The sequence below is a fragment of the Gordonia sp. 852002-50816_SCH5313054-c genome (genome assembly GCF_001665925.1).
GTDB classification, from domain to species: domain Bacteria; phylum Actinomycetota; class Actinomycetes; order Mycobacteriales; family Mycobacteriaceae; genus Gordonia; species Gordonia jacobaea.
In genome coordinates, this window is the sequence record NZ_LZTE01000060.1 from 1 (window position 1) to 22,093 (window position 22,093).

22 protein-coding genes and 2 pseudogenes are annotated in these 22,093 nt (G+C 64.0%); 15 read left to right on the plus strand and 9 right to left on the minus strand.

The annotated features are described in order from the left end of the window. Positions 1 to 90: 90 nt before the first annotated feature. The 5 genes and pseudogenes from A5788_RS15105 to A5788_RS15120 all read left to right on the plus strand — a co-directional run bounded on the left by A5788_RS15105 (position 91) and on the right by A5788_RS15120 (position 5,018). The gene (locus A5788_RS15105) at positions 91 to 975 is read left to right on the plus strand and encodes a sterol desaturase family protein (protein WP_064868347.1); all 885 of its coding nucleotides are present in this window, start codon (positions 91 to 93) and stop codon (positions 973 to 975) included. A 267-nt stretch (positions 976 to 1,242) separates the two neighbouring features. Beyond that, positions 1,243 to 1,611, plus strand: a pseudogene (locus tag A5788_RS24595) (phosphorylase family protein); the annotation flags it as partial. Positions 1,612 to 1,991: 380 nt separating this feature from the next. Further along, on the plus strand, positions 1,992 to 2,186 hold the full coding sequence (locus tag A5788_RS24315) for a phosphorylase family protein (protein ID WP_082937820.1): 195 nt from the start codon (positions 1,992 to 1,994) through the stop codon (positions 2,184 to 2,186). 400 nt (positions 2,187 to 2,586) lie between these two features. Next, positions 2,587 to 3,654, plus strand: a complete 1,068-nt coding sequence (locus A5788_RS15115) for a LysR family transcriptional regulator (RefSeq protein WP_197494447.1) — start codon at positions 2,587 to 2,589, stop codon at positions 3,652 to 3,654. Between the two features lie 170 nt (positions 3,655 to 3,824). Beyond that, positions 3,825 to 5,018, plus strand: coding sequence for a lipase family protein (locus tag A5788_RS15120; RefSeq protein ID WP_064868353.1), 1,194 nt, complete (start codon positions 3,825 to 3,827; stop codon positions 5,016 to 5,018). Between the two features lie 198 nt (positions 5,019 to 5,216). On the opposite strand, the gene A5788_RS15125 is transcribed toward A5788_RS15120, so the two are convergent. Next, positions 5,217 to 6,137 (minus strand): AraC family transcriptional regulator, encoded by a 921-nt coding sequence (locus A5788_RS15125; protein WP_231894063.1) that lies wholly within the window; start codon positions 6,135 to 6,137, stop codon positions 5,217 to 5,219. Positions 6,138 to 6,218: 81 nt separating this feature from the next. Between A5788_RS15125 and A5788_RS15130 the strand changes: the two genes are divergently transcribed. Further along, entirely contained in the window at positions 6,219 to 6,659 is a 441-nt protein-coding gene (locus A5788_RS15130; protein ID WP_231894064.1) for an anthrone oxygenase family protein, read from the plus strand. A gap of 124 nt (positions 6,660 to 6,783) precedes the next feature. Here A5788_RS15130 and A5788_RS15135 read toward each other — a convergent pair whose 3' ends face one another. The 4 genes and pseudogenes from A5788_RS15135 to mhpA all read right to left on the minus strand — a co-directional run bounded on the left by A5788_RS15135 (position 6,784) and on the right by mhpA (position 11,215). Next, complete coding sequence (locus A5788_RS15135) at positions 6,784 to 7,713, minus strand: amidohydrolase family protein (RefSeq protein ID WP_005203101.1); 930 nt, start codon at positions 7,711 to 7,713, stop codon at positions 6,784 to 6,786. 28 nt (positions 7,714 to 7,741) lie between these two features. Beyond that, a complete protein-coding gene (locus A5788_RS15140; RefSeq protein ID WP_231894065.1) occupies positions 7,742 to 8,779 on the minus strand; it encodes a VOC family protein in 1,038 nt (345 codons plus the stop codon). Continuing rightward, complete coding sequence (locus tag A5788_RS15145; RefSeq protein WP_005203097.1) at positions 8,776 to 9,642, minus strand: alpha/beta fold hydrolase; 867 nt, start codon at positions 9,640 to 9,642, stop codon at positions 8,776 to 8,778. The genes A5788_RS15140 and A5788_RS15145 overlap by 4 nt, the downstream gene beginning before the upstream one ends. Before the next feature lie 10 nt (positions 9,643 to 9,652). After that, positions 9,653 to 11,215 (minus strand): annotated as a pseudogene (gene mhpA / locus A5788_RS15150) (bifunctional 3-(3-hydroxy-phenyl)propionate/3-hydroxycinnamic acid hydroxylase MhpA). A gap of 163 nt (positions 11,216 to 11,378) precedes the next feature. Between mhpA and A5788_RS15155 the strand changes: the two are divergent. The 5 genes from A5788_RS15155 to A5788_RS15175 are packed head-to-tail and all read left to right on the plus strand — an operon-like array spanning position 11,379 to position 15,970. Further along, entirely contained in the window at positions 11,379 to 12,008 is a 630-nt protein-coding gene (locus A5788_RS15155) for a TetR/AcrR family transcriptional regulator (RefSeq protein ID WP_005203092.1), read from the plus strand. After that, a complete protein-coding gene (locus A5788_RS15160) occupies positions 12,005 to 12,799 on the plus strand; it encodes a 2-keto-4-pentenoate hydratase (RefSeq protein WP_064868359.1) in 795 nt (264 codons plus the stop codon). Before A5788_RS15155 ends, A5788_RS15160 begins: the two co-directional genes overlap by 4 nt. 11 nt (positions 12,800 to 12,810) lie before the next feature. Continuing rightward, complete coding sequence (locus A5788_RS15165) at positions 12,811 to 13,767, plus strand: acetaldehyde dehydrogenase (acetylating) (protein WP_064868362.1); 957 nt, start codon at positions 12,811 to 12,813, stop codon at positions 13,765 to 13,767. Further along, positions 13,764 to 14,804, plus strand: a complete 1,041-nt coding sequence (gene dmpG / locus A5788_RS15170) for a 4-hydroxy-2-oxovalerate aldolase (protein ID WP_005203086.1) — start codon at positions 13,764 to 13,766, stop codon at positions 14,802 to 14,804. The genes A5788_RS15165 and dmpG overlap by 4 nt, the downstream gene beginning before the upstream one ends. Positions 14,805 to 14,839: 35 nt before the next feature. Then, complete coding sequence (locus tag A5788_RS15175; protein ID WP_064868365.1) at positions 14,840 to 15,970, plus strand: amidohydrolase family protein; 1,131 nt, start codon at positions 14,840 to 14,842, stop codon at positions 15,968 to 15,970. A 124-nt stretch (positions 15,971 to 16,094) separates the two neighbouring features. Here the strand turns inward: A5788_RS15175 and A5788_RS15180 are convergent, their stop codons facing one another. Continuing rightward, a complete protein-coding gene (locus tag A5788_RS15180; RefSeq protein WP_005203081.1) occupies positions 16,095 to 16,487 on the minus strand; it encodes a TIGR03618 family F420-dependent PPOX class oxidoreductase in 393 nt (130 codons plus the stop codon). Between the two features lie 69 nt (positions 16,488 to 16,556). Next, positions 16,557 to 18,272 (minus strand): acyl-CoA dehydrogenase, encoded by a 1,716-nt coding sequence (locus A5788_RS15185; protein ID WP_005203079.1) that lies wholly within the window; start codon positions 18,270 to 18,272, stop codon positions 16,557 to 16,559. Between the two features lie 187 nt (positions 18,273 to 18,459). On the opposite strand from A5788_RS15185, the gene A5788_RS15190 reads away from it, so the two are divergent. Continuing rightward, the gene (locus A5788_RS15190; RefSeq protein ID WP_005203077.1) at positions 18,460 to 18,990 is read left to right on the plus strand and encodes an LppP/LprE family lipoprotein; all 531 of its coding nucleotides are present in this window, start codon (positions 18,460 to 18,462) and stop codon (positions 18,988 to 18,990) included. Between the two features lie 54 nt (positions 18,991 to 19,044). After that, positions 19,045 to 19,587 (plus strand): GNAT family N-acetyltransferase, encoded by a 543-nt coding sequence (locus A5788_RS15195; RefSeq protein WP_141630789.1) that lies wholly within the window; start codon positions 19,045 to 19,047, stop codon positions 19,585 to 19,587. Between the two features lie 4 nt (positions 19,588 to 19,591). Here the strand turns inward: A5788_RS15195 and A5788_RS15200 are convergent, their stop codons facing one another. Then, positions 19,592 to 20,836 carry an acyl-CoA dehydrogenase family protein gene (locus tag A5788_RS15200; protein WP_005203073.1) on the minus strand — a complete coding sequence of 415 codons (1,245 nt, stop codon included), beginning with the start codon at positions 20,834 to 20,836 and terminating at the stop codon, positions 19,592 to 19,594. Between the two features lie 130 nt (positions 20,837 to 20,966). Here A5788_RS15200 and A5788_RS15205 point away from each other — a divergent pair, with 130 nt between their 5' ends. Then, positions 20,967 to 21,332, plus strand: coding sequence for a TraR/DksA family transcriptional regulator (locus A5788_RS15205; protein WP_005203071.1), 366 nt, complete (start codon positions 20,967 to 20,969; stop codon positions 21,330 to 21,332). A 115-nt stretch (positions 21,333 to 21,447) separates the two neighbouring features. Beyond that, positions 21,448 to 21,726, plus strand: coding sequence for a hypothetical protein (locus tag A5788_RS15210; protein WP_005203070.1), 279 nt, complete (start codon positions 21,448 to 21,450; stop codon positions 21,724 to 21,726). A gap of 99 nt (positions 21,727 to 21,825) precedes the next feature. On the opposite strand, the gene A5788_RS24090 is transcribed toward A5788_RS15210, so the two are convergent. Beyond that, a complete protein-coding gene (locus tag A5788_RS24090; protein WP_005203068.1) occupies positions 21,826 to 22,083 on the minus strand; it encodes a hypothetical protein in 258 nt (85 codons plus the stop codon). Positions 22,084 to 22,093: the final 10 nt, after the last annotated feature.

Consider the following 22,093-nt stretch of genomic DNA (forward strand, 5'->3'; position numbering starts at 1 on the left):
CCCACCTCACCTAGACCGCAACAGCAAGCACACAAAAATCAGGAGTCACGTTCTTACACAAACATCTTGACAAGCTCTAGTGTTCTGCACATGAACGCAACAAGTACCTTGCTCCTCGCAGCTGTACCTGCATTTATCTTGCTCTCTATCGTCGAATACGTTGACCACAGACGAGACCGCGACGCCACCCACACGTTCTCCAAACGATCTGTGCTCGACTACGTCGGAAACTGGGCCACGTACCTGATCAACACGGCCGCCAAGGCGCTTACTCAGTACATCCTGCCGTTCTCGACGATCGTCGTTGCCTCAGCGCTGACGCCGCTGCACTTGTCGGCCAAGCACTGGTGGGTGTGGGTGGCATGCCTGGTCGTCACCGACTTCTGCTACTACTGGGCGCACCGCGGCGACCATCGCATCCGGCTCCTCTGGGCCGCCCACAGCGTCCACCACTCCAGCAACTACTTCAATCTGTCCACAAACCTGCGGCTGCCCTGGTTTCACCCTGTGTCCTACACACTGCGCAGCCTCGCCTGGCTCCCCGCGGCCCTACTGGGATTCCCGGTCTGGATGATTCTCCTACTCAACACCGCCGGTCTCCTCTTCCAGATTCCGTTCCATACCCAACGTATCGACAAGCTCTGGGCGCCTTGGGAGTTCATTTTCAACAGCCCGTCCCACCACCGCGTGCACCATGGATCGAACCAGCCCTACATCGACAAGAACTATGGCGGTGTGTTCATCATCTGGGATCGCATTTTCGGTTCGTATGCCGAGGAGACCGAGCCGGTGCGGTACGGGCTTCTCCACGACGTCGAGACCCAGAATCCCATCAAGTACAACTACGTCGAGACAGTGAACATGCTTCGCGACACAGCGCGCGCTCACACGTGGCGCGGACGCCTCGGCTACCTCTTCGGACCTCCCGGATACGCCGAGAAGAACAAGTCCGACGACGAACTCATCACAGCCTGAAGTTCACGACGCCACGCCGCCTCCCCCACACGGGGAGGTGGCGCCGCGCGTAGCCCCCCATACCGCGTATGGAGGGCTATCGAAATGTCATGGTTCTGCGCAGTCCGACGATGGTCGACGATGTAGACGTGACTGCACGTCGAACAAGCCCGGCCACGATCACGGCGCACGCTGCGGAGAGTCGCCCGGTACACAGCCGAACCGACTCCGGGGCATGAGACGCCAGGTCGGTTGAGGCGATTGCTTCTGCTCTGCGTTTCGGCCTCGATGCTCGCGCTGGCATGTGTGGTATCCGCGCCTGCCGGTGCGCAACCCGTCTGTCGGCCAGTCACTCTGGTGACGTCGGCGTATCCAGCAGAGTTGTCCGCGGTTCTCGCGAAGTCGTCCGGCGTCCGGGACCGGTGGACCGATGACGGAGTCACCTTTTACCGGACCGAGATCCGGGGCAAGCCGATCGTCGCAGCGATGACAGGAGTCGGCATCGTCAACGCCACCCGAACCGCCAACGCATCGTTCGCGGACCTCACCTGCTCGCGGCACGGCCTTCGGATTGCCCGGATCGTCTTCTCCGGCACGGCAGGTGGGTTACCGCCGGCGGGCATCGGCGATGTCGCGGTTCCGGCAACGTGGTACCTCACCCGCACAGGACGGGCACTTCCCGCGGATCCCACACTGCTGGCTGCCGCGCGGGCCGCACACCCGCACCTGAACCATGTCACCGACGGCGTGAATCCGCTGGCGCCCTGCGGATGCAAGCTGCCCTGGGTGCCGCCGATCGATCTGCACCGAGAACCGCGGGTGGTGGTCGGCGGTAAGGGGCTCAGCAGGACCCATACCAAGGATTCACGTTTCCGTGTGTACCCGGCAGTGGCTCCGCGACCGGTTGCAGGCCATGCTCGTTCGCAGACCCTGAGGAGACTCGTCGCGACGTCGATACGCTTGCCCGTACCGATCCCCGTGTACTCACAACCCTGTTCGCCGACGTCGATTCGGGTTCGGGCTATCTCACCTCCGACATGGAGACCGCCGCCGTCGCCGGGGTTGCGGCGTCGCACGCCATACCCTTCGTCGGCCTACGCGGGATCTCCGATGGTCCCGGCGACCCGAATCACCTTCCCGGCTTTCCGGTGAGTTTCCTTGTGTACCAACAGCTGGCCGCGACGAACGCGGCCGCGACCGCGGCGGACATCATCGCCTCAACCGCCATCTGATCGACGCCGCAAGCAAAGTGGTGGCGCGGCCGGCGGAGCGTGATGGGTGCTCGGCTCGTGCGTGTTCGCCCGATCATGTCGCACGGGCACACCGACTGTGCAGGAGTAACCGTTGACCGATCAACAGTGTCAGGGCAAGCACAGTCGTGGACGCTATGAAGCGCCACACACGACCACCTCCGCCGATTGCAGCGACCTACTACCCGTGACATATTTACCGCTCACACGCCCCATCACAGCGCCGGCCGGACAGCTCACCGGCCACCGGGTATCACGGCGGCATCGGCCGTCGCTCGCGTCGATCGGAGGAGGTCGATATGCACTCGCCAGTTGTGGTCCGTCGTCCCGACCGCCGTCGGTCGTCGGTCGCGCGGTGCTTCGTGGCAGCACGGACACGGTCGTGACGGCGAGCGGCGCGCCGTCCGAGGGTGGTGAGTTCGACGTACAGGCACTGGATCTGCGCGGTCTGCACGCACTCATCGCGGTCAGAGAGTCGGGCTCGATCTCGGCTGCAGCGTCGGCGCTGGGCTGGAGTTTCCCGACCGTGGACCACCACCTGCGCAAGCTCGAGCGACTGCTGGCATCTCCGGTGGTCGACCGAACTGCCCGCGGTACTCGCGTCACCCCGCTCGGCATGTCCGTGGTCGCCACCGGCGAGTCGATAGTGCAACTCTGCGACCAGATTGTCGCCGATGCGCGCACCTGGCGGCGCGGACAGTCCGCGGTCGTGCGATTCGGCGCGTTCCCGAGCTTCGGTGCCGCGATGTTTCCGACCCTGCACCTGGCGATAAACGCCAGCGGTACCTCGGTGGAGTACCTTCTCGACGAGAACAGCGCACTGGCCACACGGCTCGCCGACGGCACACTGGATGTCGCGCTGGTGTTCGCCGCGCCGCACTTTCCACCCGATATCGACCACCGCGAATACACGGTGGTCGGGCTGGGCTCAGAACCGGCGTATCTCGCCGTGCCAGACAGCCTCTTCGACCAGTTCACCATCTCCGCTGCCGGCGAATACGACCTGACACCGTTGCGGGGACAGCGCTGGATCCTCGGCACAGCCAACGATGCGTTCGATCGCGCGACGATGGCCTTCTTCCAAAACCGGGGGATAGAAGTCGACGTCGGCGCTCGGATCGACGACTACGCGGCCATCTTCACCTTCGTGAAATCCGGCAGCGGCGTCGCGGCCATACCCGCCATCGTCGCAGCCCAGGTGCCCATCGGTGTACACCTGATCGAGCTGCCCGAGATTCGCCGCGACATCCTCCTCGCATTCCGTCCCAGGGCTCGCACCAAGCATCGCGTCACACCGGCCGAGGCCGCGCAGGACCGCGTGATCTCCGCGGTCGCCTCGGCCGTCGACGACATGATCACGCGGACAACGTATCTCGACCACCCGCGCATCCATCGGCGTATCGGCGCGGCAGCAGGCGCATCGCCACACGCTCCCCCATACCGGGTATAGGGGGTTATCGACATGTCATGGTTCTGCGCAGTCCGACGATGGTCAACGATGTAGATGTGACCGCACGTCGAACAATCGCGGCCACGATTTCGACGTCGGATGCGGCCGTGCGGGCGCGTCTCCTCGACGTCACTGCGTCGGCTACTTCAGATTAAGGATAAGGATCGAGTATGCGTGAAATTCCGTGGCGGAGAAGAGTTGTCGCTGTCGCGATTGCAGTCGCAACCGCCGTAACCGGCCTGAGTCTCGCGCTCCCCGGGCAGGCCGCGGCCGCAATGGCCAACGGCACCGCGATTTCCTCTGAGCCGCTCCCCACGTCGGTGTGGACCATCAATGGCGCCGACGCCGGGAAGCAGCGCCGCGTCGTCTATTGGACTCGCGGCCCTCAGGGACGACCAGGCTTGTCCAGTGGTGCGATCTTCCTCCCGACGACACCGCCGCCACCCGGCGGCTACCCGGTGTTGTCGTGGGCTCACGGCACGGTCGGCATCGGAAATCAATGTGCCCCATCGATTCACGGGCCGGTCTACCGCGACAGGGACAACAACTACCTGTCGCACTGGCTGCGCCTGGGGTATGCCGTCGTCGCCAGCGACTATTACGGCTTGGGCACCTACGGCATCGACGGCACCGGTCACCACCCCTACGCCGATGCCCAAACGCCGGGCTACAACGTCATCGACATGGTGCGCGCCGCGCACCAGCTCATGCCCTCGGTGATCTCCACGAGGTGGGCCGCCATCGGGCAGTCGCAAGGCGGACAGGCGTCCGTGGCGGCGGCCAGCGTGGCGGAACAGTACGCACCCGATCTACGCTTCGTCGGGTCGGTGTCCACCGGACTCACCGGATACTTCGACCGTCTCGCCCCATACGTGATCGGGCTGGCGCCGCACGCGTCCCTTCCCGTACCGATTGAAGACGCCACGGCCTACGTGGTGTTCACTCTCGCGGGTATCCAGGCGGCATACCCGGAGCTGAACATCGCCAGCTATCTGAGCCCGCTGGGCAACCGCCTCATGAACGAGGCGAACGACAAGTGCGACGACCAGATGAATGCCGAGCTGGCAAATGTGCAGATCTCGAAGCTCTTCGCGAAGACTCCCGACGACCCGCGCATCTCCGCCGCCTTCGCTGAGATGCAGCACATTCCCACGTCAGGATTCACCAAGCCGCTGTTCATCGCTGAGGGGTACTTCGACGACACTGCGATTTATCCGGTCACCGCGTCGCTGGTGAAAGACATGAGAGCGTCGGGCGCCACGGTGAACTTCCACGGATACCCCACCACTCATGACAGCACAATGCAGGCTTCGCTCGTTGATTCGACGCCGTTCCTGGCTGGGCGTTTTGCCGCCGTGCCGTAAGCCGCGGCGGCGCCGGGCCACCGCCGTACGCCAACCCTGGTGCGCGATGAGCGGATCCGCACCTCGTCTGTCGCTCGGCACCTTCGGCAGTGCAGAAGGTAAACCGTCACAGATGAGGTGCGGTCTCGAGGGCCGCCCGCGCGTGACTCACGACGACGCGTCACCACTTTCGAAGCGGCACAGATCTTCTCGCCACCCTCATTGACGCTCGCGGCGGTAGTGCGACGGGCTTGTCCCGTGCATCGTCTTGAACGCGTTGCTGAACGAGAACGCTGACCCGTAGCCGATCCGCCGGGCAATCGTCTCGAGGCCGTCGTCGGATCCGACGAGTGCGTCGGCAGCCAGGGTCATCCGCCAGCGCGTGAGGTATCTCGCGGGCGTCTCCCCCACGCTGTCACGAAACTTGGCGGCCAAGCCGGACCTGGAAACGTGGAGCGCGGCGCCGAGTGCTGTTACGGTCCAAGGCTTCTCGGGTGACTCATGGATGAGATCGAGAGCGCCGGCAACCGTCGGATCGAGTGTGCCGGACAACCACCCCGGTCCAGCCAAGGGTCCCGCGGCGCGAATTGCGGAGGCCACCACAACGTCGAGCAGGCGGTCGATGACGAAGCTGTGTCCCGGTTTCGCGTCGGCGAGTTCCTGACGCAACAGAGCGAGTGTCGTTTCGTCGACGCTGCCGGGCGGTAGCACCGTGAAGTCGGGTAACTGCTCGATGAGGTGTCGCCCGACCTGAGACGCCGACGCATAGGTTCCGACGAGGAGTTGGTCAGCTCCGTCGCTGTGATTGCCCCACGTCAGCAGACCTCGGTGTATCGCAGACTGCATCGACTCGTGGAGCGCAATGCACTTGCCGCCCTCCACAATTCGAACGGTCGGGGCGCGGTCGGGTTCGTCGGCGACCACGTAGCGCGGCCCGTGCGCAACCAACGCGACCTGCCCCGCGGTCAGAAGCACTTCCTCTTCCGGTCGGACGAGCCACGCCGATCCGCGGTCGACAGCGATCACGGTCAGTGGAGCGCCGTCGTCGATGTCGACCGACCACGGTGCGCTCATGGACAGCCGCAGTGAGAACAGGCCCTGTGCTCGAAGCCCCGACAACATCCTGAACAGAGGGTCCACGACCTTAGATTAGACGTTCGCGTATGAAAATCAGCCGTTTCGGCATGGATAACGCCAAAGAGTCGACCGATGCTTGTAGTCATGACAATGAAATTGCTGATCGGGTCGGCCGTGCTCTGCAGCGCGGTGCTCGCTGGCTTCTACTTCGCCTACGCCACGGTGATAGCGGCCCTGAGCGGAGTCGACGGCGCTGACGCGATGCGCAGGATGAACTCCGCTGTGGAGCGTCCACCGTTCCTCGCGGTCTTCTTCCTCGCGCCGGTGCTGGCGGTGGCCGTCGTGGTCGGGATCGTTGCATTCGGTCCTCGTGACGTTCGCGGACTTGCCGGCGTGATCGGTGCGGTGCTCGTCGTCGTAGCGTCCGTGACGACCGTGGCGATCAACGTGCCCCTCAATCAACGGCTTGCCGCTGGAACGGTGGACTGGGCCACGTTTGCCAGTACCTGGGGGACGTGGAACGCGGTGCGCACCTGGCTCTCAGTGCTCGGCGCAATTGGGATGGGCGTCGCCGCGTTTCGCTGAGAATCGGTCGAGTCGGTTCAGGTGACTGCCGAGTCTGAATACGCGACGAACGCTCGCACCTTATTTGTCGCAAGCCACCTTCGGCACCGCCGAAGGTGAATCGACACAGATGAGGTGCGCCCAGCTACGGCTGCCGGAACATCTGTGCCGCGTTGGACCATTCGATCGCGTCGCGCTGCGCGGCGTCGAGGTCTGGGTAGTTCTCCAGGTTCGCGGTGAAGTAGGCGCCGGCGACCGTGGGCGCGAAGGGCCAGTCCGAGCCGTAGGTAATGTGTCCGCGCTGCGCGAACGCCAGCAGACTGGGCAACGATGCGTTGCTGGCGGTGAGTGCAAGGTCGAAATAGAAGCTGCGGAAGTCGTCGAGAATGTCAACAATGCTGCGGCCCGTGCTACCGGCTATTGCGATCGCCATGCGGTGCGCGGCGTAGGGTACGAATCCGCCTCCGTGGCTCAGGAGAAGGCGAATATTGGGGTACCGCTGCCGAATGTTGTTGCTGACGAGCAGATATGCGGCGCGCGTTGTGTCCAGGAGAAAGTCCGTTGCGAACGGTGGAATTCCCGCTACTGCCGGACTAGGGAGTTCAGCCGGATGAATGAACGCGACCGATCCGCGTGCATTGAGTTCTTCCCAGAGCGGCTCGAGTCCGTCCTCGCCCAGGTACCTTCCCGCCGAGTTGGCAAGTAAGACAACGCCGTCGGCGTTCAGATCGTCGAGCGCTCGGATCGCTTCGGTCGCGGCCAGTGTCGGGTGTGGTGTCGGCAGCGTCGCGAAGAACCCAAACCGGCTCGACGCACCACCGGCGAGTTCTGCGCAGTAGTCGTTGATCTGCGCCGCGAGACGGGCGGCGGCGCGTGGTTCGTCGAGGAAGGTTGTTCCCGGCGTCGACACCGAAAGAATGGCGGTGCTGACCGCCAACGCATCCATTGCTTCGAGCGATAGCTCGGGGGTCCAGGCGGGTAGGTCGCGTCCTCCGGCCGCGTCGATCCCCGCGGCTTGGAGCGCCGCTCGATAGAACGGAGGGATGACGTGGTGGTGGGTGTCTATGCGCGGCATGGTGATGGGTTCTCCGTAGTTCTTTCGGTCAGTTATCCGGAATCCCTACGCCTGCAAGCGCAGTGACGGGATCTTCGTCGTGCCGGAGCGAGAGCGCGCCGCGGCGGAACTGGTCGAGTTTCTCGATGATCGTCTGACCTTCTGGTGTGTGCCCCCAGATGCTGATCCCCTTGTGGGTAGTCGGTTCCCACGTCTTCTCGTCGACGGTGATCGGGTTCCAGCCGACCTCCCATTCGAAACCGGATGGGCTCTGTGCGTAGAACGAGAGCTCTTTGTCGTTGGTGTGCTGGCCGACGGAGAGCGCCATGTCGAAGCCGAGTTGCTTGACCCGCTGATATGCCTGGGTCATGTCGTCGAGGGATGCGACCTCGATGTTGAGGTGCTGAACGCGAGTCCTGATCGGATTGATCGGCAGGGCACGGACATTGGCGATGGCGATCGAGTGATGACGCTCGTTCACCCGCAGGAATCGGATCTTGAGCTTGGCGCCGCTGATCGTCTCGTCGATGTAGTCGGTGAGCCGGACGTCGAAGACGGTGTTGTAGTAGCCGCGCATCTGCTGCGGTTTGGTAGACGTGATCGCCACGTGCCCCATTCCTGATGTGCCGGTGACGAATCCGTGTTGGTTGGTCATCGCCAGTGGTGCATCGGTCACTCGGGCACGGGTGAAGATCTCCTGGGCCAGACGGTTGGGACCGGGAAAGCGGATCAGGCGTTCCACTCCGCGGACTGCGGCATCTTCTTCGGTGCCGGCCACAGTCGGCACACCTCGGCCGGTGACCCGACCAACGATCTGGTCGAATGCCTCATGCTTGTCGAGTTCCCATCCGAGGGCGACGACGTCTTCGGCGGGGCCGCGCACGATGATGAACCGTGCTTGGTGATCGTCGAGACGGAACCGAATCACGTCTGGCGACAACTCATCGAGGTGCATTCCGATGGCGTCTTTCCCGAATCGTCGCCACTCACTGAACTTTTGGCTTTCGATGACGATGTAGCCGAGGTGTACGTTCCCGAACACCGACGGTGCGACGGTCGTCGAGGCGCTCAACATCGGGCCGCTCATGCGTAGGTGCCGTCGAGGAAGTCGGTCACAACCTTGTTGAACAGGTCGGCTCGTTCCCACTGAACCCAATGGCCGGTTCGCGCCGGCATCAGCAGGTCGGCGTTGGGCATGGCGTCGACCAGCATCTGTCCCCCGGCCGGCCGGTTGACCTTGTCGTTCTGGCCCCAGATGACCAACGTGCGGTTCGGGAGTGTCTGGAGGCGCGAGTCGCGGGTGAAGTCCATGCGCCACAGGGTTTTCAGCGCGCCGAGACCCGAGGGACGTCGCAGCGGCGGATGTGCGACGACGTCGGGGTCGATCGAGGCCCGATAGCGCTCCTCGATTGCGCTCTCCGGTACCGCTTCGGCGTCGTAGACGAGGTAAGTGCGGATGAAGGTTTCGAGCTTGTCGCGGCTGGGCCCGGAGCCCGTGTAGTAGCCGAGTAGTGCATTAAGTCCCTTGGTGGGCGCCCCGCGCGTGGTGCCGATCCCGCCCGGTCCCATGAGCACCAGCCGGTCGACGCGGTGCGGGGTGTCCAAGGCCAGCCGCAGCGCGCAGGCGCCGCCGTAGGAGTTGCCCACCAGGTGGGCGGTGTCGAGTCCGAGGTGATCGAGTAGGGCGCGGATCGCCTCGGCAAGCGCGCCGAACGGGTCGGTTTGCTCGAGGTTCTTGCTGCTACGACCGTAGCCGGGCAGGTCGGGCACGATCACACGGAATCGGCTGGCCAGGGCGTCGACGTTGCGCGCGTAGTTCGACATACCGGAGGCACCTGGTCCGCCTCCGTGTAGCAGAACGACTGGGTCGCCGGTACCGATCTCGGTGTAGAAGATCTCGGTATCGCCATTGACTGTGACGGTGTGGGATGCGTTGTGAGGGGCCAACATCAGGCTTCCTTCATCGTGAGGTGGCGGTCGCCGCACGCAATCCTGCGGGGGGCGTTGGGAGGGTGTGTCCGGAGTCGGCAGCGCAGTAGACGAAGCCGTCGGGGCGCAGTGCAACGGCCGAAGCATGGTGCGTGCTGAACCACGTCCGCAGTGTGCCGTCGGCGTCGACGATGGCGTCGGGGGCCGGCCGTGCACCAGCCGGCAGTACTCTCAGCACTTCGACGCCGCGCGAGTGCCACGCGGTGTGGTCGCGTTCGTCGAGACCGAGCACGACCCAGCGACCGTCGAGCACGTCGTCGAGGTGAATTCGCGTTCCGTGCTCGTCAAGCACCCACGGCTGAGGGATCTGCCATCCCCGGGCGGGGTGGGTCTGCTCGCTGAAGAGCCCGTCGGAATAGTGGGCATTGGGGATCCATTTGTTGTCCACCATCCAGCGCGTGTAGATGGAGAACCTGGATGCGAACCGAAAGACGTTGTTGCGCAGGCTTGCCGCCCATGGGCGACGTTCGGTGATCACCTTGCCGGCGAATACGGCATGATCGGTTGTCTCGCGCACGTGGGGCTCACGTTCGACCTGATAGCTGTCGAGTGCTGACTCCGGAAGACTTCCGTCGACAACTGCGGCGAGTTTCCAGCACAGGTTGGCAGCGTCGCGTACGCCCGACGCCATCCCCTGTCCGATCCATGGCGGCATCGCGTGCGCGGCGTCGCCTGCCAGGAATACCCGGCCCACACGCCAACGGTCGGCTACCCGGACATGGTGGCTGTAGACGACTGCGCGGAGGATCTCGACGTTCTCCTCGGTGATGCCCTGACTCTTCAGGATGTCCCAAATAGCTTGGTGTGTAGCGAGATACTTCTCGTCTTCGCCGTCGCGGACCGGGAACTCCCACCTGTGATGCCCGAGCGGCGTCGGACAGTCAACGGTGGGACGCGCCGGGTCGCAATGAAAACGTAAGCGCGAGCTACCTTCCCAGTCGCGGAGCACCTTTGTGTCGATGACAACCCATCGCTCGGTGTAGGTCGTGCCCTGGTAGCCGATGCCCAGTTGTCCCCGGGTCGCCGACGACCCTCCATCCGCGGCAATCACATACGACGCGCGAATCCGAACGAAGCTGTCGTCGGCCAGGTCGGCGGCCAGGATCTCGACGTCGTCGGCACCGCTGAGCACCTTGAGGCTTTCGTGCCTCGTCAGCACTGTGACATTGGCAAACCGTTCCACTCCGGCGCGCAGCGTCGTGTCGACGGCAGGTTGGTAGATGAACTGCTGCGGTGGGTGACCAGCGCCTCGTGATGCCGGCTGCACCTCCGAAAACGGCTTGCCCTCGGCGTCGACAAATGCGACGACGCCGCCGGGCAGCATGTCGCGCTGCAGGGTGTCGGCCAGGCCCACCTGCTGTTAGATACGCATGACCTCCTCGTCTGTTGAAATTGCGCGGGCGCGACCGTAGACGTCCGGATCACGTTCGAGCACAACCACATTCAGTCCTTGTTGACCGAGGAGGTTGGCCGCGGTGACCCCGGTGGGGCCATAGCCGATGATCGCCACGTCGTAGTGCGGAATGTCGGACACGGAAGTCTCCTAGAGCCTGACCTCGCCACCAGGGCGAGATGCCACATAAGCGAGCTGTAGTGATCACTACGCTAAGACCTTGACCACGGGCCGTCAAGGACTTACTGTAATGACCACTACGGCAATTGCGGCCACTCCCCGACCAATCGAGAAGGGTGATCCGATGGCAGAGACATCGCGGCGACGTCGAGCGAATGGCGAGACGTCGAGAGCCAAAATCCTCGACGCGGCAACAGAAATCGCCAGTGAGCGTGGCTACGAGGGAACGAGTATCAACCTCGTGAGCAAGCGGTGCGGGTTGCCTGCGAGTTCGATCTATTGGCATTTCACCGACAAGGACGACCTCATCGCGGCAGTCACCGAGCGAAGCTTCGGTCGATGGCTGTCGGCGTGGAGCATGCCCGACGACGGGACGGCTCGTGACCGGGTCGCGGAGATGACCATGCAGGTGGCCAAGGCGCTGCTGGAGTCACCCGACTTCCTGCGGCTCGGACTGATGCTCGCGTTGGAACGCCGACCAGTTGAGCCGCGCGCCCGCGAGATGTATCTGCAGGTGCGAGCTGAGGCTCAGGTCCGAATTCGCGAAGCAGCCAAGGAACTGTCTCCGGATCTCGACGAGGCCGCTGTCGATCAACTCGCCACCTACGCCATGGCGGGCGCCGACGGTCTGTTCATCGCCAAGGAGATCGGCGGTGACTCGGTCGATCTACCAGCGCTGTTCGAACTCCACGGACGCATGTTGATCGATGCCGCACTCCGACTCACCGAATCACCACGAGACGAGGACTCATGATCTCTCCCCTGCCACCGGCCGACCTTGACGACTGGGCTGACAGGTTGCACACCGCACTGCTCGACAGCGCACCGATTGCCCCGCTGAGCGAGAGCATTCCCGACTTCGACGTGGCCGGCGCCTATGCGATTCAGCAGCGCAATCTCACGCGACTGCTCGACGACGGGGCTCGGCTGGTCGGCCGCAAGATCGGTCTGACGTCAGCGCCCATGCAACAGTTGCTCGGCGTCGACGAGCCCGATTACGGATTCATTCTCGACACCATGGTGTATCCCGACGGAGGCGCCATTCCAGTGTCGTCGCTCTGTGCGCCGCGCGTCGAGCCGGAGATCGCGTTCCGGCTCAGCCGTCCGCTGCAGGGACCAGGTATCAGCGTCGCCGATGTCCTTGATGCGACCGACGCAGTTGGTGCTGCCCTGGAGATCGTCGACAGCCGGATCGCTGACTGGCGAATCACTCTGTGCGACACCGTCGCCGACAACGCCAGCTCTGCCGCGGTGGTCCTCGGTCCGTGGGTGCCGATCAACGACGCACCCGACCTCGACGACATTTCTGCGTCCCTGTACGTCAACGATGAGCAGGTCGACACCGGAGTTGCCACCGCGGTTCTGGGTCACCCTGCCGAGGCGGTGGCGTGGTTGGTGAACGCCCTGGCCGCGTTCGACATCGGGCTGCGGGCCGGCGAGTTCGTCATGTCCGGATCGATCACCTCAGCCGTGTTCGTTCACTCCGGCGATACTGCGGCAGCGGATCTGTCCGGTCTTGGCCGCGTATCCATCGACTTCACCTGAGGGAGCCATCGATGACCACGACTCATCGCTACCCGGTTGCCATCATCGGCTCGGGAAATATCGGCACCGATCTCATGATCAAGATCCTCCGAAGCGACGGCCCACTCGAGGTGGTTGCAATGGTGGGGATCGATCCGAGCTCCGACGGCTTGGCGCGTGCCACACGACTCGGCGTCGCCACCACCGCCGAGGGCGTCGACGGACTGCTCGCCATGGACGAATTCGCCGATGTGCGACTGGTTTTCGACGCGACGTCTGCCGGGGCGCACCGCGCCAATTGGTCCACACTCAAGCCCACCGGGGTCCGGGTGCTCGACCTCACGCCTGCGTCGATCGGTCCGTTCTGTGTGCCCGTTGTCAACCTTGACGAGCATCTGGATGCGCCGAATCTGAACATGGTGACCTGTGGCGGTCAGGCGACCGTGCCGATCGCCGCTGCTGTCGGCGCAGTTGCTCCGGTCTCGTATGCCGAGATCATCTCGTCGATCTCGTCCAAATCAGCAGGGCCCGGAACGCGTGCGAACATCGATGAGTTCACCGAGACGACCGCCGCCGCGTTGCGTGACGTCGGGGGTGCGCAGCGCGCTAAGGCAGTGATGATCCTCAACCCGGCCGACCCGCCAATCCTTATGCGCAACACCGTGTATTGCCTTGTCGACGGCGACACCGACCATACGGCGATCGAGGCGTCGATCACCGACATGGTCGAGCGCGTCAATGCCTATGTTCCCGGCTATCGGCTCAAGCAACGTGTGCAGTTCGAGACGTTCACCGCGGAGAATCCGCTCTACATCCCCGAGACCGGCAAGTTCAGCGGCACGCGGGTGACCACAATGCTCGAGGTGACGGGCGCAGCCCACTACTTGCCCGCCTACGCAGGCAATCTCGACATCATGACCTCGGCTGCGAAAGCCACCGCCGAACGCATTGCAGTTCATGCCGCGCAGACAACAGGAGCCACACGGTGAGCAAGGTGTATGTCAGCGACATCACGCTGCGAGACGGCATGCACGCGATCCGGCACCAGTACACAACCGATCAGGCGGTCACCATCGCCACGGCACTCGATGCGGCCGGTGTGGATTCGATTGAGGTGGCGCACGGCGACGGCCTTGCCGGCTCCAGTTGCATCTACGGCTTTGGTGCCCACACCGACCTGGAATGGATCGAAGCCGTTGCAGGCGTGGTGAAACGAGCGACTGTGGCTACTCTGCTCCTACCCGGGATCGGAACTGTGCAGAACCTCAAGGACGCTCATGGCGCCGGTGCGCGCACGGTGAGGGTCGCGACGCACTGCACCGAGGCAGACATCTCCGCCCAGCACATCGCCGCTGCCCGTGAACTCGACATGGACACCGTCGGCTTTCTGATGATGAGCCACATGGCCAGTCCGCAGGAGTTGGCGCGGCAAGCCGTGCTGATGGAGTCCTACGGCGCCACCTGTGTCTACGTCGTCGATTCCGGAGGCGCGATGACCATGCGTGACGTCGCCGAGCGCTGCGACGCGATGCGTGGAGTTCTGCACGGCGACACCGAGATCGGCATCCATGCACACCACAACCTCTCACTGGGCGTGGCCAACTCGCTCGTGGCTGTCGAGCATGGCGCGAATCGTGTCGACGCGTCGCTGGCGGGTATGGGCGCAGGCGCGGGCAACGCTCCGTTGGAGGTGTTCGTGGCGGCCGCGTCGAGAGCCGGAATCGAACACGGCTGTGACCTCAATGCGCTCGAAGACGCCGCCGACGACATCGTCCGCCCGTTGCAGGACCGGCCCGTGCGCGTCGATCGCGAAACGCTGACTCTCGGATACGCCGGTGTGTACTCGAGCTTTCTGCGTCACGCCGAGAGCATTGCCGAGCGCTACGACGTCGATGCCCGCAGCCTGCTGGTGGAAGCAGGCCGACGGGGCATGGTCGGCGGGCAAGAAGACATGCTCGTCGACATCGCGTTGGACTTGGTCGCCGGAAGCCGTTCTCAGACAGCCGTTCTCACCCATGACGCCTAAGCGTCCACACTCATTTCCCGAGAGGCCCACAACCGATGACTGCTGATATCAACCCGTCCTCGCCCAGCACTGGCGAGTCCTTCGGCATGAGCCGTCGGTCGCTGTTGATCGGTGCAGGCGCGGCGGCCGCAGGAGTCGCCGTCGCAACGAGCGCTGTGCCGGCGACCGCTTCGGCCGCACCGTCCGGAAGGTACCGGATCGATCTTCACGCCCATTTCCTGCCGCCTGAGTACCGTGCCGCACTGCTCGAACACGGCCATATCACCATTGGCGGATATCCCACCCCACAGTGGTCACCGGAAGCAGCGATCGACTTCATGGACCGCTGGGGGATCCAATCCCAGGCACTCTCGGTGTCTGACCCGGGTGTGTCGTTCCTGCGCGGCAAAGAGGCCCGCGATCTTGCCCGCTATTGCAATACGTACGCCGCCAGGCTCTTTCGCACACACCGCACCCGCTTCGGCGCATTCGCGGTACTGCCCATGCCCGACGTCGCGGCCTCGATCGCCGAACTCGAGTACGCACTCGACACTCTCCACCTCGACGGCGTCGTGTTGCTGTCTGCGTACGACGGCATCTACCTCGGCGATCCCCGTTTCGAGCCGCTCATGGAGGCACTCAACCGCCGCGAGGCGTTCGTCTTCGTCCATCCCGCCGCTATCCCCGACGACGCCAAACCCTCACTGCCACTGCCGGATTTCCTCGAAGAGTTCACGTTTGATACCACTCGAGCGGCGACCCTGATGCTCGCGGGCGGAACCCTGCGCCGCTACCCCGGTATCCGGTTTCAACTCGCCCACGCCGGCGGGACGCTGCCCTTCCTGTCCTGGCGCATCGGCGTGGTTGCGGAAACGCCTGTCGGCAACCATTGGCCCGTTGGTGCGCCTCGTCCCTCTGCCCTCGATGTGCAACAACTGATCCGCACCTTCTACTTCGACACCGCCCTCAGCGCGTCGGAAGCTGCGATGCGATCTGTGCTGGAGGTCGCGCCGCGCTCGCATATCGTCTTCGGCTCCGACTGGCCGTTCAGCCAGATGGTGTTCGTCGAGGGCTCAGGCGATCCCGCTCCCGGATTGAGCAAGGTCTTCACCACAGATGAGCGCTACGAGGTCGAACGCATCAACCCGCTGCAGCAACTCCCCCGGCTGCGGGCTTCCGTGAGCTGACGAACTCGGTTCTGCCGCAACATCGACGGACATATCGATTTTGCCCGCACCTCATCTGTCGCGATTTACCTTCTGTACTGCCGAAGGTAGCTGTGCACAGATGAGGTGCGGGGCCGGGCAGCCGTCACGGCACCCGCGATATCCGGTCGGCCTCGATCGTGACGATGATGCGGGTCTGCTCCTGCCCGCCGTACCAGGCGTACGGCCTGCCGGTGTACTTCTGCGCCAACTCGTTGATCGAGTCGACGCCTCCGTCGGTGGTCATCTCGACTACCCGACCGCGAATTTGAGTGAACAGCGCTGGATTCGCGGGATCAGAGACCGCGACCGCGACTCGCGGATCCCTTTCGAAATTGCGGGCCTTCTGCATGCCCGCGACGACGTTGATCACCACGTGCTTGCCATCGGTGTCGACCCAGGTCTGGGTCAACTGTGGTGATCCGTCCGGCATCACGGTTGCGACGTAGCAGAGTGCGGGCGTGCGCAGTAGTTCGACGACGTCATCAGGTAAGTCCATGTGGAGCTCCCTCGAGGTGGTTGACGCGGCTGGGCGTCGCGCACCGCCGACTGTACTGATCGCCGGCTGTCAGGCAGGCATCACGTAAGCGCCGTCGAGCTCCTTCACCTGCTGCCAGACCCTGTCGAAGGAGTCGGCATCGGCGACGGGTCGTCGGACGGCGTCGAGCGCCCACGACTGCTGTTCGGGTGTGGCCGTCGGCTTGCCGTACAGCGACACGGCGTAGCCGGAGAAGTCGCGGATCTGGAAGTCGAAGATCCGGTTGAGCAGATCGGCGTCGAGTCCGATGATCGCGGCTTGCTCGAGGATCAACTGTCCGTAGACGACCAGCGAGAACAGGTGTCCGATGGTGAGGACGAAGTCGAGGTCCTTTTGCTGCTCAGCGCTGGGCGCAGCGGTCTGCAAGAGATTCTGCAGTGCCTGCGCTTGTTCGTAGAACACCGCGACGTTCGGCACATCGGTACGCGCCGCGTACGGCGCGGTCCAATCGCCGAAGCGCACCTTGCCCGCACCGCCGACAGGCCCCTGCGCGAAGAAGAATGCGTCGTCGGTGGCGTCGAGTCGCGTCTCGATCTCTGGGTACTCGACCGGTCCGAACAGGTAGTTGGGCATGAACTTGAGGATCTGCCCGACGTTGACGTGCACGGTGCCCTCGAGCCGCGGCAGCCAACCGATGAAGCGGTTGGCCTGGTGGAAGTACGTATTCTTCTCGTAGCCCTTGGCGGCGATCGCGTCGAGTAGCAGGGTCATCACGGTTTCGCCCTCGGAGGTCACCTTCGACTTCGTCACCGGGTTGAACAGTAGGTAGCGGCGGTCGTCGAGGCTCGCCGAACGGAAGTAGTCGACGGCGCGGTCGCTGAACAGCTTCATTGCCGACAGTCGCGCGAACGCGTCGACAAAATTGCCTTGGACGTGCGAGAAGTCGGTGACCGGGTTGCCGTAGAGGATCCGGTTGTTGGCGTGGTCGATCGCCTCGTACAGCGAATGCGTACACATCCCGACCGAACCGTGACACAGGTTGAACTTTCCGACGTTGACCGTGTTCAACGCGGCGGCGAAGGCTTCGGGGCCGGTGTGCAGGATGTCGTCGGCGCTGACCGGATAGTTGTCGAGCTCGAAGGTCGACACGAACATCTGTCCGTGCACGACGTTGTCGATGAGACGGTAGTTCTCGTGTCTGCTGTCGACGGCGAAGAACACGTAGCCGTCGGGTCCCTCGATGTCGGCGCGGCGGCCGAATACCGACACCATGCCCGCGACGTTGCCGTTGCCGATGTAGTACTTGGTGCCCGACGCGGTGAATCCGCCCGCACCGTCGTCGGTCAGCACCATGTCGGTGCTGTACACGTCTGCGCCATGGGTTCGTTCCGACAACCCGAAGGCCATCACCTCGCCATCGAGAAGCTGCTGTGCCGCTTTGGTTTTGGCGACCTCGTTGCTCGACATCCAGATCGGCCCGAGACCCAGAATGGTGACCTGCTCGGCGTACCAGTACGACAGACCGTAGAAGCCGAAGATCTCGCTGAGCGCGGCATTGCGCGCGGCGTCCCAGCGTCGGTTCTCGTCGCCGTCGGCATATGCGGCGGGCGTGAGGAACGTCGCGAACAGCTTTTCCTTCTTCTCGAACTCGAGGAAGTCGCTGACCCACTCGGCGTTCAGATCGGCCTGCAGCAGGCGTTCCTTGCCGTAGGACTCGAAAAAGTCGATCGTCGCGCGCAGCAACCTGCGGGTTTCGGCGTCGAACTGCGAGTAGTCGTTGGTGGCAGGGTTCAGCAGCAGACTCATGGGGCCAAGCGTAGCCAGTCGGGCAATGCGCCCAGAGATCGACCATCCACCGTCAATGGGTCTGGTCCACTCGGTAACGATCGCGCGTCTGCCCTGCATCGAAAGGTACGGCGGCTAACGCGCCACGACGTCGAGCCGAAAGTCCCCACAGGGCCGGGAAACGTCCACTCGAACCTTGGAGTCATCAATGTCTCGTCGTCGCACACGTGTACTGAGTTTCCTCGCCGCATCCGCATTCCTGACGTCGCTGGCGGCAGCGCCCGCAGCAGCTGCCCCGCCGGGCGCCCAGGCTGCCGGTACCTCCGTCGGCGGAGCATGCCTGTCGGTCGCTTCGTCGGAAGTGCAGCGCGGACTCCGCCAGATAGGTCCGCCACTCGGCCGAAACGATCTGCACTGGGTGCTGCGCGCCAAGTCGAACGACCGCACCCCGTGGTGCCCGCCACTGATGTGGGCCGCGTTCGACACGTCGGGCGGCACGGGTTCGTCGCCCGTGGCCGTGCTGCTGTTCCGACCCGGAAAGTACCTCGGCTCCGCCGGGAAGCCCACCGGCTTCGTGTCGGTGACGGGTTCGACGCCGATCAGCGTCACGATTACCTACAAGTGGCTGAATCCGGGTGACGCGAACGCCAACCCGACGGGCGGTCCCGTCTCGTCAACCTATGTGGGACTGTGGGATTCGTTCTTCCGCTTCGGTGAGCTCCGGCCTCCCGGAAAGTGAGTTCGACGCCGCGCTCGTCGAGCATCGCCGCGCACGTTGGCTATGCTGCCGACCATGCACACCGAGATCGTCGACGCGGCGCGCCTAACCGGAGATCCGCAGGCGCGCCAGCGGTTTGCCCGCGAAGCGCACCAGATCTTGTTCGGCTTGGTCCGCGACGGCGCTGCGCTCGGATGGGTTGATCCGCCGGCAGAAGCCGAGGTGGCCGAGCTGATCGACGAGATCCTCAGCCATGTCGCAGTCGGCGACGCGTCGCTACGGGCTGCGTACGTCGACGATGTGCTTGTGGGCCTTGGCTACTGGAGTCGCTATGCCCGGCCGACGCATCGGCCGCACGCCGACATCGAGAAGATCGCCGTCAGCCCGAGTGCTCAGGGCATGGGGATCGGTCGCGCGCTGACGGCCGCCCTGATCAACGATGCCAGGGCAGCCGGCGTCGAAGTACTCACCTTGGATGCGCGCGGCGACAACATCACGGCGTTGTCCCTGTACGAATCCCTGGGTTTCACCGAGTACGGACGCCTACCGAGATTCGTCGCGTTCGGGGAACGCCGCTACGACAAGGTCTTCCTGATGATCGATCTGCGCTCGACGTGAGGCACTATGCCTTCGCGTCTCCGGCGCCCGCAGCGGTATCGGTGCGCACACCGGCACTCCAGGCATACGGTAGATCGGCTCCGTTGAGCAGGTAGTCGCCGATCGACCGCAGCTTCTGGTTGATCGGGTTGTGCACGGCAAGGGTACGTGCGTTGCGCCAATGCCTGTCCAGCGCAAGCTCTTCCGCCACGATCGACGCCCCGCCGACCTCGAAGAGTTCGTTCGTCGCCGCGAGTACCTGGGCCGCGATCGCGGCCTGCGCCTGTCCTGCGGCAAGCTCGACCCGCGTGATCGCCTCGGCGTCCTCGGGGTCGTTCGCGAGCAGTTCGTCGAGGAGATCCGCGACGGCAAGGACGCTCGATCGTGCCGAAAACGCGGTGGCCGAGAGGCGTCCGACGATCTCCTGAACCAGCGGGTCGTCACGCTGACGATCGGCGACGGAATGGGTGAATGTGCGCTCGCGCTTGGACACCCATTCGATCAGGTCGTCGGTCGCGCGTTGCGCGATACCCGCGAGGCCGGCCAACTGGAACAGTTGAAGGTAGGCGGTGGCATACGTGGGGCCGGCTGCTCCGTATCCGGGACCGAGGATCTCGTCGTCGTGGACGACGACATCGGTGAAAATGGTTGTGCCACTTGCGGTCAGACGCTGGCCGAAGCCGCGCCAGTCGTCGATACGCTTGACGCCCTCCCGTGTTGCCGGAACGAGGACGCTGACCCGTTCACCGTCGCGATCAGCGGCCACGAGGATGTGGTCGGCATACAACGAGCCTGTGCTGTAGAACTTCTCGCCGTTCAACCGCCACTCGTCGCCCGTTCGGGTCAGTACGGTGCGGTAGCCGTCGATGGCGCCCGCGCCTGGTTCGGTGATCGCGTTGCCCACCAGGATGCCGTCGGCGATGGCGGAAATCAGTCGGTCGTTACGTGCGATGAGCTGGTCTTCGACAAACGAGAAGTGGACGCGCAGCGCCTGTGTGATGTTGGAATCTGCTGCGGCGAGCGCGATCAATTCGGTGAACAGGTCGCGCACCGACGCGCCGGAGCCACCGAGTTCGACGGGCAGCCGCTGTGCGCCGAAACGACGCTCCCACAGCAGCGCGACCTCGGGGTGCGCAAGAGTGCGCGACCGCTCGCGCTCGACCGCACCCGCGGCGATGGTCGCGTACACGTCGTCGAACGTGGCGGGGTCGAAACTGGTGGGACGGTCGTCGACCTGTGCAGGACGATCCGGCGTCAAAGAAGTGGTCATGGGAAGTCAAGCTGTCATGTTCGTGCGTCGGTGGCACCCGTTGTGCTCACGGGGATGTTTACTCGGCGAGGATGTTGGTGCCCGTTCGCGCCTCGGACGTGGCAGATCCCCGACGTAGAATCTTGCTGACATGACCTCGCAGAACCAGTCCATCGATACGCTCGTGGCAGAGCGCAATCGAACGGTGGAATTGATCGAGTCACTGTCTGCACGGCTGGCCGCGGTGCTCGAGGCGACCTCCGACGAGGCGTCCGACGACGAGCACGACCCAGAGGGATCGACGCTCGCCGTCGAGCGCGGACACCTCGTCGCTCAACTCCAGCGTTCGCGCGACCGGCTGGTCGAGATCGATTCCGCAGTCGAGCGGGTCGAGCGTGGCTCGTACGGACGATGTGAGACGTGCGGCGAGCAGATCGATCCCGAACGGCTCGACGTCTTGCCCGCCGCACGCCAGTGCATCGACTGCGCCAGAAAGGGTTCGACGCGCCGGTGGTGATGCGCCGTTCACACAAGAGCACCGCGACGCTCGTTCAAGCAACCGACGCAACACTTTTCAAGGCCCCACCAACCTGCAAGAGTTGAGCCCCAGACCAGACGAGGGGGCAGATCTCATGGCACGCACTCCCAAGCGCTCGATCTTCTCCGACAAGGCACAACCTGCCTTGAATCCCGTGGAGGTCGATCGCGGTCGTCGAGCCGCACGAGCCGCCGTCAACACTGCACGAGGATCGTTGTGGCTCACCAAGAAGCGGCTCTACCGGCGGTACCGCGACAACGCAGGCGACCGCTTCCTCGACTGGCCGCGCTGGGAAGCCGCGTATCTCGCTGAGTACGGATCTTCGACGCCAGGGGTCGGCAACAAAGCCACCGATTACAGCGGCTACGCCTGACACGTCGTGGGCCAACCCGGCCTCCGACCGCAAGGTTCCAGACGTCTCCCGTTTTCAGTCAATCTCGGAGGTGCCTGACTGTAAAAGGCCAGGTCGGCTTTACGAAGACGGTTCAGAAATGACTGAAAACGGGAAGCCGAGCAGGCCTGGTGCGACCAACCGGGCGGTATCGCGGCTGATGAGGGAGTAATCTCCTCCGAAATGCAGGCTAGTGAACTGCATCACACCTGTGGAGGTGCGGCGATGACCGGTCCCGCTGAACGCGTTCTGCTGCGTCGACACCATCAAAGCCAACTCCATCAAAGTCGACTCCATCAAAGTCAAGACCGTCAAAGCCAACACCATGAGAAACCCCATCGTCGACGGC